At 59.4% G+C, this 15,822-nt stretch carries 13 protein-coding genes; 7 read left to right on the forward strand and 6 right to left on the reverse strand.

The features are described 5' to 3' along the window. Positions 1-17: 17 nt before the first annotated feature. The 4 genes from PG900_RS17620 to rfaD form a co-directional block, all read right to left on the reverse strand. Positions 18-683, reverse strand: a complete 666-nt coding sequence (locus PG900_RS17620; RefSeq protein ID WP_270831933.1) for a glycosyltransferase family 25 protein — start codon at positions 681-683, stop codon at positions 18-20. Beyond that, positions 680-1,894 (reverse strand): O-antigen ligase family protein, encoded by a 1,215-nt coding sequence (locus tag PG900_RS17625; RefSeq protein ID WP_270799580.1) that lies wholly within the window; start codon positions 1,892-1,894, stop codon positions 680-682. Before PG900_RS17625 ends, PG900_RS17620 begins: the two co-directional genes overlap by 4 nt. Beyond that, positions 1,895-3,658 carry a polysaccharide deacetylase family protein gene (locus tag PG900_RS17630; RefSeq protein WP_270799577.1) on the reverse strand — a complete coding sequence of 588 codons (1,764 nt, stop codon included), beginning with the start codon at positions 3,656-3,658 and terminating at the stop codon, positions 1,895-1,897. A gap of 109 nt (positions 3,659-3,767) precedes the next feature. Continuing rightward, positions 3,768-4,724 (reverse strand): ADP-glyceromanno-heptose 6-epimerase, encoded by a 957-nt coding sequence (gene rfaD, locus PG900_RS17635; protein WP_024945510.1) that lies wholly within the window; start codon positions 4,722-4,724, stop codon positions 3,768-3,770. Positions 4,725-4,880: 156 nt separating this feature from the next. Between rfaD and PG900_RS17640 the strand changes: the two genes are divergently transcribed. The 5 genes from PG900_RS17640 to PG900_RS17660 all read left to right on the forward strand — a co-directional run bounded on the left by PG900_RS17640 (position 4,881) and on the right by PG900_RS17660 (position 10,943). After that, positions 4,881-5,525 carry a TetR/AcrR family transcriptional regulator gene (locus tag PG900_RS17640; protein WP_011707886.1) on the forward strand — a complete coding sequence of 215 codons (645 nt, stop codon included), beginning with the start codon at positions 4,881-4,883 and terminating at the stop codon, positions 5,523-5,525. 115 nt (positions 5,526-5,640) lie between these two features. Beyond that, positions 5,641-6,831, forward strand: coding sequence for a glycine C-acetyltransferase (locus PG900_RS17645; protein WP_219255706.1), 1,191 nt, complete (start codon positions 5,641-5,643; stop codon positions 6,829-6,831). 56 nt (positions 6,832-6,887) lie between these two features. Next, complete coding sequence (tdh, locus tag PG900_RS17650; RefSeq protein WP_270831934.1) at positions 6,888-7,916, forward strand: L-threonine 3-dehydrogenase; 1,029 nt, start codon at positions 6,888-6,890, stop codon at positions 7,914-7,916. Between the two features lie 200 nt (positions 7,917-8,116). Then, positions 8,117-8,572, forward strand: a complete 456-nt coding sequence (locus PG900_RS17655; RefSeq protein ID WP_024945508.1) for a c-type cytochrome — start codon at positions 8,117-8,119, stop codon at positions 8,570-8,572. An 85-nt stretch (positions 8,573-8,657) separates the two neighbouring features. After that, a complete protein-coding gene (locus PG900_RS17660) occupies positions 8,658-10,943 on the forward strand; it encodes a putative bifunctional diguanylate cyclase/phosphodiesterase (RefSeq protein WP_041216899.1) in 2,286 nt (761 codons plus the stop codon). A gap of 7 nt (positions 10,944-10,950) precedes the next feature. On the opposite strand, the gene rep is transcribed toward PG900_RS17660, so the two are convergent. Continuing rightward, complete coding sequence (rep, locus tag PG900_RS17665) at positions 10,951-12,963, reverse strand: DNA helicase Rep (protein ID WP_016352380.1); 2,013 nt, start codon at positions 12,961-12,963, stop codon at positions 10,951-10,953. A 152-nt stretch (positions 12,964-13,115) separates the two neighbouring features. Here rep and PG900_RS17670 point away from each other — a divergent pair, with 152 nt between their 5' ends. Both PG900_RS17670 and PG900_RS17675 read left to right on the forward strand, forming a co-directional pair. Further along, positions 13,116-14,336 (forward strand): aminotransferase class V-fold PLP-dependent enzyme, encoded by a 1,221-nt coding sequence (locus PG900_RS17670; RefSeq protein WP_270831936.1) that lies wholly within the window; start codon positions 13,116-13,118, stop codon positions 14,334-14,336. A 13-nt stretch (positions 14,337-14,349) separates the two neighbouring features. Beyond that, positions 14,350-14,784 carry a SufE family protein gene (locus PG900_RS17675; RefSeq protein WP_270831938.1) on the forward strand — a complete coding sequence of 145 codons (435 nt, stop codon included), beginning with the start codon at positions 14,350-14,352 and terminating at the stop codon, positions 14,782-14,784. Positions 14,785-14,805: 21 nt separating this feature from the next. Here the strand turns inward: PG900_RS17675 and tcdA are convergent, their stop codons facing one another. After that, positions 14,806-15,642: a tRNA cyclic N6-threonylcarbamoyladenosine(37) synthase TcdA gene (gene tcdA / locus PG900_RS17680; RefSeq protein WP_106551451.1), complete on the reverse strand. Its 837-nt coding sequence runs from the start codon at positions 15,640-15,642 to the stop codon at positions 14,806-14,808. Positions 15,643-15,822: the final 180 nt, after the last annotated feature.

Raw genomic sequence — 15,822 nt, forward strand, 5'->3', positions numbered from 1 at the left:
CGCCGGCACGCCCAGTGCTATTTCAGATAGTGACCGTAGGCTCTGTCATCGATAGTGGTGGTGAACAGATCCACATCCAGACAGCAGGGCTCCACCCCGGAGGCAGACAGGCCGTTGAGCTGCAAGCGACCGGTCAGATAGTCGGAGGGCATCCGCAGCGGATAGGCGCACTGCAATAATTTTTTCGCCCCAGCCAGGGTCAGCACATACCCAGCGGTAGAGAGCACTCCTCGCTTGGAGGAGCGGCTGGGCGTCAGGTATCTGGCAAGCCGGTAGCCGCCGGGCAGGGATGACAGGAATGGCCAGCGTTTGGCTTTGCCATGATGCAGGAAGACGATCTCGGACTGACAGGAGTGCACTATCGTCTCGATGATCGCCTTGCTGTGCATGTGCAGGTAGATGTCATCCTCGAGCACCACGCAGCGATCAATACCCTCGGCGACGATGCGCTCATAAACTCGGATATGGCTCATGGCACAACCGATCTCGCCAAAACTCAGTTCATGGCCACACACTTCTTTGGCCAGCTCCAAATCCACCTTGGCCAGCTCGGCATTGCTCAACGCCTTCCCGTCGGTTGCATCTACAAACTCGAAATCTATGCCCAGATGCGCCATCTGCTGGACAACCATCGCCCGTCGCTCAACGCTGCGAGCCAAACTGATGACAAAAACCGGAATCATGACGTGCGGGTATCCTTTTTAGACTCATGGGCAAACCAGATGAAAACCAGGCTGAGCGTGTACAGATAAAGCACCCCTTGATGCTCAAACGGCACATCGCTTAGGGAGTTAATGGCAAATGCGAGGGGAACCAGCACACCCGCCGAAATTCTGCTTATATTGTTCGCCGCCAGATAGAGCGGCAGACCAAGAAAGATAACCAGTGCAATAAATCCTATGCTGCCGCGAACGACCAGATTCTGCATATATTGATTATGTGAATGGACCAGCGCCGGATGAAATATCAGGGGAGATATCTGATGATTATCGATCTGGGCCTGTTTCAATGCATTGAAACCATCCGTGCCCACCCCTGCCACAGGTGAATCCAAAAATCCCAACCAGGCACTCTGCCAGGCAATGACGCGCAAGCCCCACGATGAGTCGTACGAACCTTTTTCTGCCGAGTTGAGATCCGAGACTGCCTCTGCGACCCGAACCTGAACCAGCTGGTTGGTCTGATAAATGGCGCCCGTTGTTGCCGTACACAGTATGGCTACCGCAATGTATTTCCACGGTTTGAAGTAGGCCTTGTAGCAGATGACGTAGGCAAGAATAATCCCGAAGGCGAGCCAGACCCCCCGGCTCTGGGAGAGATAAAGCGCAAACAGGGCAGCAATCAAGCCAAACAGGCTCCCCCCCCTCAACCATCCAGGCAACTGTTTTTGCTGGAAGACAAACCAGTTGAGGATGGCCAGCGTCAGCGCAGCCTGCGAGAAAAGGATCGCGTTGGTAAACCCTTCCACCCTGGCAATGCCGTGTTGGTATTGCCAGATGCTGAGGATGCCCAATCCCATCCCGCCCAGCACGATGGCCAGGTACCCCAGCATCAGCAGCACGGGTTTGCGCGGCATCATCAGCGCAAAGACGACGACATAAAACAGCCCGCGCATGACTCCGTATTGATCACCGTGGATCAACCGGTTGATGAAGATCATGGCGGCATAGACCAGCAGCCCCCAGAGAATGCGACGGTCTTTGAGCCCCACATCCCGTTGTTTGCCGACAAAGTAATTCAACAAACCGAATATGCCGGTCACGGCCAGCAGATTGGATTGAATGCTCTGGCCGAAAGGGGCCAGAAACAGGCCGCAAAAGGAGAACAGGATGGTCAGCGCAAACAGGGCTGTGGTTGTTCTATCGAGCAAGGCAAGGCTTCTGCTGAGCATCAATCAAGACTTCCTGAAGACATAGTTACCCCGGATTTTGCGCCACAGGCCAAAAACATCGGTACGCGGGAAAATGGCAATGCGGCGGATCCGGAAAGGGTCCTGGTGCATGGCTCTGGGCCCGCTATTGGTGGCAACCGCAAAACGGTAGCCCGCCGCCATCGCCTGCGCCTTGGCACTCTCATCCATATCCCCATAAGGGTAGGCGAACGACAGCAGAGGGTGGCCGAGCAGGGCTTCGAGCTGTCGTTTGTTCTCTTGGATTTCATGAGCTTGCTGCTCGGGTGCAAGCTTGCTCAACCTGGGGTGGGTCAGGGTATGCCCGCCGATCTCCACATGACCGGAGGCCGCCAGCGCCTTGAGCTGCTCGCCATTCATCAAGTCCACCCGGGTGTCCGGATTGCTCGCATGCTCCACGTCCCAGCGGTTATACCCTTCCCCCGTGACCACGTATACCACGGCTTTGTAACCATACTTTTCCAGCAGAGGCAGCATGCGGGTCAGGTTGTCCTGATAGCCGTCGTCGGCGGTGATCATCAGGTATTTCTTGCCGTACTGCAGCCGGTGAATGAAGCCCTTGTCCGCCAGATCGCGGAACGTCAGGGTCTCATAGCCGAGCCACTTCAGCAGGCGCAGGTGCTTCTCGAACATGACGATCGGCATCCAGGTGCCGTGCACCCCCTTCTCGCTGTCATGCTCGATGAAGCGGTGATACATGATGACCGGCATCTCGCGGCGCAGGGTCTCGACCACCGCATCCTGATAGATGGATTCCAGGCCGGAGACGACTCCCGCCAACCCATATTCGGCCTGAATGCGCTGACGAATTGTGGCTGAAACGGTGCCACTGGCCAGCGCCGGGGCAATCTGTGCCTTCAGTGCGGCAAAATCGATCGCCAGATCCTGGGGGCCAATATCGCCGAAGTTGCTGGCCAACGCCTCATCCAGATTCTGCTCGGTCACCAGCCCGGTGGCCTTGGCTTCACCGATGGCAAAGGCGGGACGACCGCAGAGCAGGGCCTCCATCGCCACCCGACCGGCACCGATCACCAGATCGCATTGCGCCATCAGCGCAGGGACATCCTCCACGTAGCCGACGAAATCGACCCGCTCCTGAAAACGCTGGAAACGCGCCGGCAGCTGGCTGCCGCTCACCACCTTCACCTGGTAGGCATCCAGATCCAGCACCTCATCCAGCAACCGATAGCAAAGCTCACCTTTGGGGCCGCTCAGCCGGCCTATGATGGCGATCACCGGCCTGGCATTGGTCGGAGCAGGCACAGGCTGGAACTTGTCGGTTTCGATGCCGTTGCGCAGCACCTGCACGATAGCCGGGTCAACGCCAAGGTTGTCGATGATCTGGTGGGCGATATCCTCGCAAACGGCAACCGCCCTGAACCCAAGGGCATGGAAGGCCTTGCGGGAGGCATGCACCGGCTGGCGACCGTGCACCGTGGTGATCATGGGGGTGCCGGTCAGCTTGCAGGCCACATAGCTGCTCCAGCCGGAGGCACGGGAGTGGGCATGCATCAGCTGGATATGATGCTTCTTGATCAAATAGATGAGGTAAAAGACGTGCCAGAAGCGGCGCAGAATGCTGCGCTTGTTGAATCGCAGCTTGAACACCTCACCCAGAGTGGGCTTGGTCAGGGTGTCCGAGACATAGAAAACCTGGTGGCCACGCCGGGTCAGTTCGTTACCGACCGTGGTGGCATAGACCTCAGCGCCCGTCACTTCGAGCTGGGAGAGTGCCATCAATATGTTCATTGCGTGGTTACCCGGTAGAAACTGAGAAAAACCGTGACAAACAACAGAGCCGGAAGCAGGTATGGCCTGCTTCCGGCTTGTCTGCATATGGCGGTGTAAAGCTCACCCGTTAGCGGTTGAGCCACGCCATATAATCCGCGACCCCTTCGGCCACGGTTTTGAACTCGGCGTCATAACCGACGCCGCGCAGCTTGGTCATGTCCGCCTGGGTGAAGCTCTGATAGCGGCCCTTGAGGTGATCCGGGAAGGGAATGTACTCGATGGCACCCTTCTGATGATGCTTGATCACCGCTTCGGCCACGTTCTGGAACGGTTCGGCCCGGCCGGTACCGCAGTTGAAGATGCCGGAGTGCTGCGGATTCTGCCAGAACCAGAGGTTCACCTTGCAGACGTCATCCACATAGATGAAATCGCGCATCTGGCCGCCGTTGGGGAAACCGTCGCAGCCTTCGAACAGCTTGGGATTCTCGCCCTTCTTCACCTGGGTATTGAGGTGGAAGGCAACCGAGGCCATGGAGCCCTTGTGCTGCTCGCGCGGGCCATAGACGTTGAAGTACTTGAGACCGACTACCTGGGAGTTGATCTCCGGCATCCAGCGACGCACGTACTGGTCGAACAGCTGCTTAGAGTAGCCGTAGACGTTGAGCGGCTGCTCGAACTTCGGATCTTCGATGAAGTTGTCGTTGCGCCCGCCATAGGTTGCAGCAGAGGAGGCGTAGATAAACGGGATCTCGCGTTCGATGCAGTAGTGGAACAGATCCTTGGAGTACTCGTAGTTGACCTCCATGATGAACTTGCCGTTCCACTCGGTAGTGGCGGAGCAGGCGCCTTCGTGGAAGATCACCTCGATGCCGCCATCCCACTCTTCAAATTCGTCGCCGGAGACGATCCGCGCCTGGAACTCATCCTTATCCATGTAATCGGCAATGGTCAGATCGACCAGATTGACGAACTTGGTGCCGTCGGTCAGGTCATCGATGACCACCACATCGGTCCGTCCTTGAGCGTTCAGCTGCTTGACCAGATTGCTGCCGATAAAGCCAGCACCGCCAGTTACTACGATCATGGAGTTTGCCTCGCGTACGTTGATGGCCACGTGTGACTGCCTGTTAAAGCTGTGTATAGTGAGCCAATTTGAAATTGCCGAAAAGTTTATCACGGGCCGCAAGGGGATTCGACCTTGACGATTTCACCGGCCAGGGGCCCGGCAGAGGGAACAGCGATGAAAACCAGAGACAGGATCATTCACAGCGCCACCGAGCTGTTCAACGATCAGGGTGAGCGCAACATCACCACCAACCACATTGCCGCCCATCTGGGCATCAGCCCGGGCAACCTCTATTACCACTTCCGCAATAAAGAAGACATCATCCACTCCATCTTCGACCAGTACGCCCGCCACCTGAGCGAGAGCTTCACGCCGGCACGCAGCGACGAGATCAAGCTGGAAAACCTGATGGGCTATCTGGATGCCATCTTCTATCTGATGTGGCAGTTCCGCTTCTTCTACGCCAATCTGCCGGACATCCTCAGCCGCGATGAGCCGCTGCAGCAGAAATACCTCAAGGCCCAGGAGCAGTTGCGCGCCGCCGTGGTGGCCCTGCTCAGAAGCCTGCGCGAGGGCGGCATCATAAATGTCAGCGACGAGGATCTGCCGGATCTGGGCCAGACCATCAAGATGGTGGTCACCTGCTGGATCCCGTTCCAGATTGCCCAGGCCCCCAACACCCGCATCACCAAGCCGTTGCTCTATCAGGGCGTCTTGCGGGTACTGTTCCTGCTGCGCCCCTATGTGCAGCCCCAGGTGGCCGACCAGATCCGCCAGCTGGAACAGCACTATCGTCAACTGGCCCAACCAGCCGGGTGAGATCTGTTTCACAATTGTTGAATGTCAGCACAATCATTTGAATTCACCGCAACAGATTGCAGTAAAATACTGCCCATTGTTGATAATCAGCTGAAATAGCCAATAAGGATCGAGGATGTCTAACGGATTCTATCGTCACCTGACCGAGCAGCTTGAGCAGGTGCAGGCTGAAGGGTTGTACAAGCAGGAGCGCGTCATCACCTCGGCCCAGCAGGCCCGGATTGCGGTGGGCGGCGAGCAGGTGCTGAACTTCTGTGCCAACAACTATCTGGGACTGGCCAACCACCCGGACCTGATCGCAGCGGCTCATCAGGGGCTGGACAGCCACGGCTTCGGCATGGCCTCGGTCCGTTTCATCTGCGGCACCCAGGATCAGCACAAGGAGCTGGAGCAGAAACTGTCGGGTTTCCTCGGCACCGAAGACACCATCCTCTACTCCTCCTGCTTCGATGCCAATGGCGGTCTGTTCGAAACCCTGTTCGGTGCCGAAGACGCCATCATCTCCGATGCTCTCAACCACGCCTCCATCATCGACGGGGTACGGCTGTGCAAGACCAAGCGTTATCGCTACGCCAACAACGACATGGCCGAGCTGGAAGCCCAGCTCAAGCAGGCTGACGCCGACGGCGCCCGCTTCAAGCTGATCGCCACCGACGGCGTCTTCTCCATGGACGGCGTCATTGCCGACCTCAAATCCATCTGCGATCTTGCCGACAAGTACGACGCCCTGGTGATGGTGGACGACTCCCACGCCGTCGGCTTCATCGGCGAGAACGGCCGCGGCACCCACGAATACTGTGGCGTGATGGACAGGGTCGACATCATCACCGGCACCCTGGGCAAGGCGCTCGGCGGCGCCTCCGGTGGCTACACCTCCGGCAAGAAGGAGGTGATCGACTGGTTGCGCCAGCGCTCCCGCCCCTATCTCTTCTCCAACTCGCTGGCCCCCTCCATCGTCGCCGCCACCATCAAGGTGATCGACATGCTGGCCGACGGGCATGCGCTGCGCTCCAGCCTCAAGGAGAACAGCCAATACTTCCGCGAACGGATGAGCGCCGCCGGCTTCACCCTGGCCGGGGCCGATCACGCCATCATTCCGGTGATGCTGGGTGACGCCAAACTGGCCGCCGAGATGGCAAGCCGCATGCTGGCCGCCGGCATCTACGTGGTGGGCTTCTCCTTCCCGGTGGTGCCCAAGGGCCAGGCCCGCATCCGCACCCAGATGTCCGCCGCCCACACCCGTGAGCAACTGGACAAGGCCATCGATGCCTTCATCCGCATCGGCCGCGAACTCGACATCATCTGATTTGAATCAAGGGGCCTGGCGCCCCTTCTTTCTGCATTCATCGTGAAGGAACAACCATGAAAGCGCTCTCCAAACTGCACAAAGAGGTCGGCATCTGGATGACGGACGTACCGGCCCCCGAACTCGGCCACAACGACCTGCTGATCAAGATCCGCAAGACCGCCATCTGTGGCACCGATATCCATATCTACAACTGGGACGAATGGTCACAGAAGACCATCCCGGTGCCCATGGTGGTCGGCCACGAATACGTCGGGGAAGTGGTCGCCATCGGCCAGGAAGTGCGCGGCTTCGCGGTCGGAGACCGGGTATCCGGTGAGGGCCACATCACCTGTGGCCACTGCCGCAACTGCCGTGCCGGCCGCACCCACCTGTGCCGCAACACCATAGGCGTCGGCGTCAACCGCCCCGGCGCCTTCGCCGAGTATCTGGTGATCCCGGCCTTCAACGCCTTCAAGCTGCCGGACAACGTCCCCGATGAACTGGCCGCCATCTTCGATCCGTTCGGCAACGCGGTGCACACCGCCCTCTCCTTCGACCTGGTCGGTGAAGACGTGCTGATCACCGGCGCCGGCCCCATCGGCATCATGGCCGCCGCCGTCTGCCGCCACGTAGGTGCCCGCCACGTGGTGATCACCGACGTCAACGAGTACCGGCTCGAGCTGGCCCGCAAGATGGGCGCTACTCGCGCCGTCAACGTAGTCAAGGAACAGCTCAGCGACGTGATGAACGAACTCGGCATGACCGAAGGGTTCGACGTGGGGCTGGAGATGTCCGGCGTACCCAGTGCCTTCCAGGACATGATCGACAAGATGAACCACGGCGGCAAAATCGCCATGCTCGGCATCCCCCCCGCCACCATGGCCATCGACTGGGGCAAGGTGATCTTCAAGGGACTGTTTATCAAAGGGATCTACGGTCGTGAGATGTTCGAGACCTGGTACAAGATGGCCAGCCTGATCCAGTCCGGGTTGGATCTTTCCCCCATCATCACCCACCGCTTCCACATCGACGACTTCCAGCAAGGGTTCGATGCCATGCGCTCAGGTCAGTCCGGCAAGGTGATCCTCAGCTGGGACAAATAAGCCTTTCGGCCCTCCCGTGAGATGAAACCCGGTGAAAACCGGGTTTCTTTTTTTCGGGCCTGCCTCGCCAGTTTGTGATCTGACGAAGAAACTTTGCACGCAGAGTGCTTAACACTTCACACACAAGCGTTTAAATGGCTGTAACTATTCGGTTATAATCCAGTCGTTTTCTAGGGATAATAAAAGCCTGCTGGGAGTACATGAGCGTGTTGAAAAAACTGAGCTATTTGCTGGCGGTCGGGATGACGGCCGCCAGTTTGTCCGGCGTGGTGCTTGCTGCCGATGATATGTCACCGGAGGCAATTGCCGAGCGGATCAAGCCTGTCGGTCAAGTCTATACCGCCAAGGATCTGGAAGGGATTGCGACCGCAGGCGCAGCCCCTGCGGCGGCAGCGGCATCTGGTCCGCGCGACGGCGAAGCCGTGTTCAAGGGCGCCTGCTTCGCCTGCCACGATGCCGGCATCGCCGGTGCCCCCAAGCGTGGCGACAAGGCCGCCTGGGAACCACGTATCGCCCAAGGTATTGAAACGCTTAAGAAACACGCCATTGCCGGCTTCGCAGGCAAGACCGGTGTGATGCCGCCACGAGGAACTTGCGCCACCTGTAGCGATGAAGAGATCGAAAACGCCATTCACTACATGATCGACAAGCTCTAAGTGATTGAAAGGGCCGCATTTGCGGCCCTTTCAATCTGATGACTTCCGGCTACTCTTTGTAGGGTAGGCAAACCGGGAGTTACTCATGTCAGCGCAACCAATAGCACCCCATTACTCGACTCCCTTGCTGGCGTTGGTCTCCGCTATTATGGATTTCCCCGCCCCCTCCGCCGCCACTTCCAAAGATTACGACACCCTGATCCAGCAGCTGAACCAGCTCTGCCCGCTGCAGCATTTCGGCATGCTCGGCTTGTCGGAAGCCGGCCTGCAGTGGGTATGCGAATACCAGATATCCGACAGCTTCAAGTTGCAGCTGGGGCTGGAAGAGTCGCGCATCACCGATCAACTGACCCAGCTCGATGAAGCCGATGGCTGGTGCTCGCTGCCGGTCGAGCATGGTCAGGTCCAGTGGTTGCTGGCCTGCTGCCAGCCCAAGGAGCTGCCAACCCTGCGCCTGTTGCTGGAGTGCCTGGCCAAACGGTTGAACGAGACCCAGGCAGGCTCCCAGCTGTCGGAGCTGGCCTCGCCGCTGATCCGCAAAGACCCTGACTGGCAGAAGAAGATCGAGAGCATCAACCGCATCATCCGGCTGGCCAACACCTTGCCCAGTCAGGCGCTGTTCTCCCAGCTCGAGGCAGTCCTGCGCCAGATGCTGGCCATTCAGGACATGTTGCTGGTGCGCATCGACAGCCACCGGCTCGAGAAGATCTATCCGGAGCAACCTCCCCACAGCGACGAGTTCATCACCGGGTTGTGCCACAGCACCAACAACATGGAACAACACAAGGAGCAGCTCTACTGGTACAGCCAACCGCTGCGTCTGCAGCAGCAGTACTTCGCCCACTTTCTCATCAGCCTGCAGCACCCGCTGGAAACCGATGACCGGCTGTTTCTCGACTTCCTGCGCAGCCAGCTCACCCTGCTGCTGGAGCTGAGGCGGATCCGCCAGCAGCTGCACGACATCAACTCGGAAGATTCCATCAACCAGCGCCTGCAGCAGTTGCGTCAGACCAACCTCAGGCTGCAAAAGCAGCTCAAGCAGCATCAGGAACTGGAACGCCGGCTGCAGTTCGACGCCCTGCACGATCCGCTGACCCAGCTGCCCAACCGGGCCCTGCTGATGAATCACCTCAATCATGCCATGACCCACTTTCACCGCTACAAGTCGCCCGGATTTTCGCTGATCTTCATCGATGTGGACCACTTCAAGCAGGTCAACGACACTCTGGGCCACAGCGCCGGTGACCAGCTGCTCAAGGAGATGAGCCGCCGCCTGCAGACCTGCATTAGGCAAAACGACATGGTGGCCAGGCTAGGTGGGGATGAATTCGTCATCTATCTGGACAACAGTAAGACCGAGGAGGATATCAGCCCGGTGCTCAACCGCATCATCAGCCGCCTCTCCTACCCTTTTCGACTGATGGGCAACGAGCTGGGCATCACGGTCAGTCTGGGGGTGGCCAGTGTATCGGAACAGACCTCCGACATCAGCCAACTGCTTCATCAGGCCGACTTGGCCATGTATCAGGCCAAACGCAACGGTCGCAGTCGCATCGTCAGCTATTCAGAAGAGTGCTCGGTCCAGACCTGGGCCTCGCCGGAAGAGATGCTGGCAAGAGCGCTGCGCGAAGGGCGCATCGTCCCCTATTTCCAGCCGGTGATCCGGCTCAAGGACAGTCGGCTGACCGGGCTGGAGGTGATGGCCCGCTGGATCACCGAAGAGGGGGTACTCAAGGATGCGTTCGACTTTATCCCGCTGGCGGAGCAGTGCGGCCTGATTCAGGAGCTGGACTACCAGATCCTGAGCCACACCTGCCAACAATTGAAGGAGTGGCTGCCGCTGTCAGGCCAGAGCAAGTTCAAGGTGGCCATCAACTTGTCCGGCAAGCATCTGGTCAGCCATGAACAGATCATGAAGTTGGTTGAAATCATCGAATCCGAGGGGATAGCCCCCGGCTATCTGATCTTCGAGTTCAACGAGCGGGAGCTGTCACGGCAGGACTCCGATGCCCTCACCTCGTTGCACGAACTGAGAGCCAAGGGTATCCAGATCAGTCTGGATGACTTTGGGACCGGGTTTTCTTCCCTCAACGCCCTGTTCCACTTCCCGGTGGACTACATCAAGGTGGATGACAGCTTCACTCATCGCATGCTGCAGTCACCCAAGGATCTCGCCCTCATCCGTGCCATGCGCGACATCTGCCAGGATCTGGACTTCACCCTGGTGGTGGAAGGCATCGAAAACCAGCAACAGCTACAGAAACTGATCGATCTTGGTTGTCTGATGGGCCAAGGGCGCTATATCTCGCCGCCCATGCCCGGAGCCGATATCACCCCCCTGCTCACCCAGACCAAGAACGAGCGCGGCTAACCGCCACTCAATCCTTCTTGAACAGCGCTCTCAGGTTGGCGACCCCGACCTGCCCCTTCTGCTGACGCTCCTCGGCCGTCACCTTCTTCTGGTTTTCCCACTCCAGATCGTCCTGAGGCAGTTCCAGCAGGAAGCGACTCGGCTCCGGCCGCACCGACTCGCCGTACTGGCGCCGCTCCTTGCAGAGGGTAAAAGTCAGTTCGGTCTGGGCCCGGGTGATGCCCACATAGGCTAGGCGCCGCTCCTCCTCCACGTTGTCCTCGTCAATGCTGGTCTGGTGGGGCAGCAAGCCCTCCTCCATGCCCACCATGTAGACGTAGGGAAACTCCAGCCCCTTGGAGGCGTGCAAGGTCATCAGCTGCACCTGATCTGCCTCGTCCTCTCCCTCGTTGCGCTCCATCATGTCACGCAGGGTGAGCCGGGTAACCACCTGAGCCAGGGTCATCGCTTCCTCCAGCTCATCTCCCTCCAGCATCTCGGTGATCCAGCGGTAAAGGGTGGAGACATTCTGCATCCGCATCTCTGCCGCCTTCGGGCTGGGAGAGGTCTCGTAGAGCCACTCCTCGTAGTGGATCTCCTTGATCATGTCCCGCACCGCCTCCACCGGATTGCCGCGCAGCGCCTGATCGCCGAGCCGCACCAGCCAGTTGGTGAAGGCCTGCAGAGCGGATAGACCGCGCCCGGAGAGGTGTTGTTCCAGCCCCAGCTCGAAGCTGGCGGCAAACAGGCTCTTGCCGCGCTGGTTGGCATACTGGCCCAGTTTTTCGAGGGTAGTGGGGCCTATCTCGCGGCGCGGCAGGTTGACCACCCGCAGGAAGGCGGTGTCCTCGTCCGGGTTAACCAGCAGCTTGAGGTAGGCCATGATGTCCTTGATCTCGGTGCGGGAGAAAAACGAGGTGCCGCCCGAGATACGGTAGGGAATGCGGTTGGTCATCAGCGCCTTCTCGAAGATGCGCGACTGATGGTTGCCCCGATAGAGGATGGCGTAGTCCTTGAACCGGGTGCGGTTCATGAACTTGTGGCCCATCAGCTCGGCGGCGATACGCTCCGCCTCGTGCTCCTCATTCTTGGCAAACAGCACCTTGAGCTTCACCCCTTCATCGAGCTCGGAGAAGAGCGCCTTGTCATAGACGTGGGGGTTGTTGGCGATCAGGATATTGGCGCACTTGAGGATGCGTTTCTTGGAACGGTAGTTCTGCTCCAGCTTGATGAGCTTGAGGCTGGGAAAATCCTCGTTCAGCAGCACCAGGTTCTGCGGCTTGGCACCGCGCCAGGAGTAGATGGACTGATCGTCGTCCCCCACCACGGTAAAACGGGCCCGCTCGCCGACAATCTGCTTCACCAGCTCGTACTGGCTGGTGTTGGTGTCCTGATATTCGTCGACCAGCAGATAACGGATCTTGTTCTGCCAGCGGGTGCGTACCTCCTCATTGCTCTTGAGCAGCAGGGTCGGCATCACGATGAGATCGTCAAAATCCAGCGCGTTGTAGGCCACCATCTGGCGGTGATAGCGCTCATAGAGCTGGGCCAACAACACTTCTTCCGGGCCGCGGGCGATGCGCATGGCGCGAGCCGGCAGGATAAGGTCGTTCTTCCAGTTGGAGATCTGGCTGATGAGGGCCGAGAGCTTATCCTTGTCGTTATCGAGCTCCGCCTCGGTCAGCTCTTTCAGCAGCGCCAGCTGATCTGTATCGTCAAACAGGGAAAAATTGGCCTTGAGGTTCAGGCTCTTGTGCTCGCGGCGGATGATCTCGAGCCCCAGAGTGTGGAAGGTGGAGACCATCAGCCCCCGTGCCTCCTTGCGACCCAGGGTCTGGCCGACCCGTTCTTTCATCTCCCGCGCGGCCTTGTTGGTGAAGGTGACGGCGGCGATGTTGCGCGCGTTGTAGCCGCACTGCTGTACCAGATAGGCAATCTTGTTGGTGATGACGCGGGTCTTGCCCGATCCGGCACCCGCCAGCACCAGGCAAGGGCCGGAGACAAACTTGACCGCTTCGTTCTGATTGGGGTTGAGCTTCATGGGCCGGATCTCTTGGCTTATGATGAGGGGCGGCATTGTAACAGAGATCCCGCAGGCAGCCGAAACCGCAGGCAATATCCCGCCACTGCGCCTTGTGTTTGACCGCCATTTTCCGGATCATGACCGACTTTTCCAGATGATATGAGGGGAGCATGAACCAGCAACAGCACGCTCGGCTGCGCAGCCAGTTTCCGGCCTTGGCGCAAGAGGTCAACGGCCACACTCTGATCTATCTGGACAACGCCGCCACTACCCAGAAGCCCCAGGTGGTACTGGATGCCATCGCACATTACTACAGCGCCGACAACGCCAACGTACACCGCGCCGCCCATGCCCTGAGCGGCCGCGCCACCCGTGCCTTCGAGGCCGCCCGCGAGACGGTTGCCCGCTTTATCAATGCGCCTCACAGTCGCGAGGTGATCTGGACCCGTGGCACTACTGAGGCGATCAATCTGGTGGCCCAGAGCTGGGGCATGAGCGAGCTCAAGGCGGGAGACGAGATAGTGCTCAGCACCCTGGAGCACCACGCCAACATCGTCCCCTGGCAGCTGATTGCCCAGCGTACCGGCGCCGTGATCCGGGTCATCCCCCTCGATGAACGGGGCGATCTCGATCTGGCGGCCTATCACGCCATGCTGGGGCCACGCACCCGGCTGGTGAGCGTGGCCCACGTCTCCAATGCCCTTGGCACCGTCAATCCAGTCAAAGAGATAGTGGCCGCTGCCAAGGCGGTCGGGGCCCTGACCCTGATCGACGGCGCCCAGGCGGTGGCCCATCTAGAGGTGGATATACCGGCCATCGGCTGCGACTTCTACGCCTTCTCCGGCCACAAGCTCTATGGCCCGACCGGGATCGGCGTGCTGTGGGGCCGCACCGAACTGCTGGAGCGGATGCCGCCCTGGCAAGCGGGGGGCGAGATGATCGACAGAGTCAGCTTTGCCGGCACCACCTTCAACACCCTGCCCTTCAAGTTTGAAGCTGGTACTCCTCATATTGCCGGCGCCATCGGCCTCGCCGCAGCCATCGACTTTGTGATGGCGCAGGACAAGGATTCATTGGCCAGCCATGAAGCGGCGCTGACCGACTATCTGGTTGCCGGACTGCAACAGGTGCCGGGGCTGCATCTGGTCGGCGAACCTCGCCAACGCGCCGGCGCCGTCTCCTTCCTGCTGGAGGATATCCACCCGCAGGACGCCGCCACCCTGCTCGACATGCAGGGGATCGCGCTGCGGGTCGGCCATCACTGCGCCATGCCGCTGATGGAATCACTCGGTATTGGCGGTACCCTGCGCGCCTCGCTGGCCTGCTACAACAATCGGGACGATGTCGACACCCTGCTGGCCGCCCTGCACAAACTCAGTGACTTCTTCTAAGGCAGACAATCCAATGAACAGCCTCGCAACCTATACCCGGATAGGCGTTGAGCCCGACGCAAATAGCATTCGTCAGCAGTTTGCAGCAGCAAACGGTTGGGAAAACCAGTACCGGCTCATCATCCAGCTCGGCAAGCAGTTGCCTGCACTGCCCGGCGAATGGCAGCAGGAGGAATTTCGCCTCAAGGGATGTGAAAGCCAGGCCTGGCTGAAGGGGGAGAAGAGCGAGGATGGTTGCTGGCACTTTGCCTGCGATTCCGATGCCCGCATCGTGCGCGGCCTTATCGTCATCGTGCTGGCGGCGCTCAACCACCAATCTGCAGCGACGATCCATTCCTTCGACATGGAAGGCTATTTCACCGAACTGGGGCTTGAGAAACACTTGAGCCCGTCGCGGGGCAACGGGCTCAGAGCTATCGTGTTGGCAATCCGGGAGCAGGCAGTCTAACCCGCCTTGTTCAGTGGTCGATTAGGCTTTGCCAATCGACCCTGCTTCTTCATTCCCGGCCTCTTTCTCGGCACGGGCTCCCCGCTCGGCAATCTTCTTCAATACCCGGGACGCGGCAACCAAGCCAAAGGTAGCCGTCACCGGCGTCACGGCGCCAAAGCCAGAGGCACAATCCATCTTCATATTGCCGTCGCTGGCCGCCTTCGCCTGGCAGGTGCCGCCATTGCCATCCGGATAACTCAGCTGCTCGGTTGAGAAGACACACTCCACCCCGAACTTGCGCGCCGGATTCTTGCTGAAGTTGTGCAGCCGACGCAGGTCGGAGCGCACCTTCGCGGCCAGCGGATCCTGAATGGTCTTGGCCAGATCGGCCACGGTGATCTGGGTCGGGTCCATCTGCCCGCCCGCGCCACCCGCCACGATCACCGGGATCTTGTTGCGCTTGCAGAAGGCAATCAGCGCCACCTTGGCCTTGACCGAGTCGATGGCATCCACCACATAGTCAAACTCCCGCTTGATATGCTCGTCCAGGTTGTCGGCGGTGACGAAGTCATCCACCTCGATCACCTCGCAATCCGGATTGATGGCACGGATGCGCTCGGCCATCACCTCCGTCTTGAGACGACCGACCGTGCCCTGCATGGCGTGGATCTGACGATTGGTGTTGGTGATGCAGATGTCGTCCATGTCGATCAGGGTGATCTGGTTGATGCCGGCCCGAGCCAGCGCCTCGGCCGCCCAGGAACCGACGCCACCGATCCCCACCACACAGACTTTCGCCTGGCTGAAGGAGCGCAGCGCACTCTGACCATAAAGACGGGCAATGCCCCCGAATCGCTGTAGATACTCTGCTTTCATACCACCACCTTGCTTGAGGGCGCCATTATAGCGGCAACCTCTCTCAGGGGCGATGATCGGATGATGGCGGTGTTGATGTGAGGGAAAATGAGTGCGGTGCCGCAAACGAAAAAAAGCCCAGTCGTTAGACTGGGCTTCTTAAGTAGTGGCGGAGCGGACGGGACTCGAACCCGCGACCCC

The organism is Aeromonas sp. QDB03 (assembly GCF_027707985.1).
Classification (GTDB): Bacteria; Pseudomonadota; Gammaproteobacteria; order Enterobacterales; family Aeromonadaceae; genus Aeromonas; species Aeromonas hydrophila.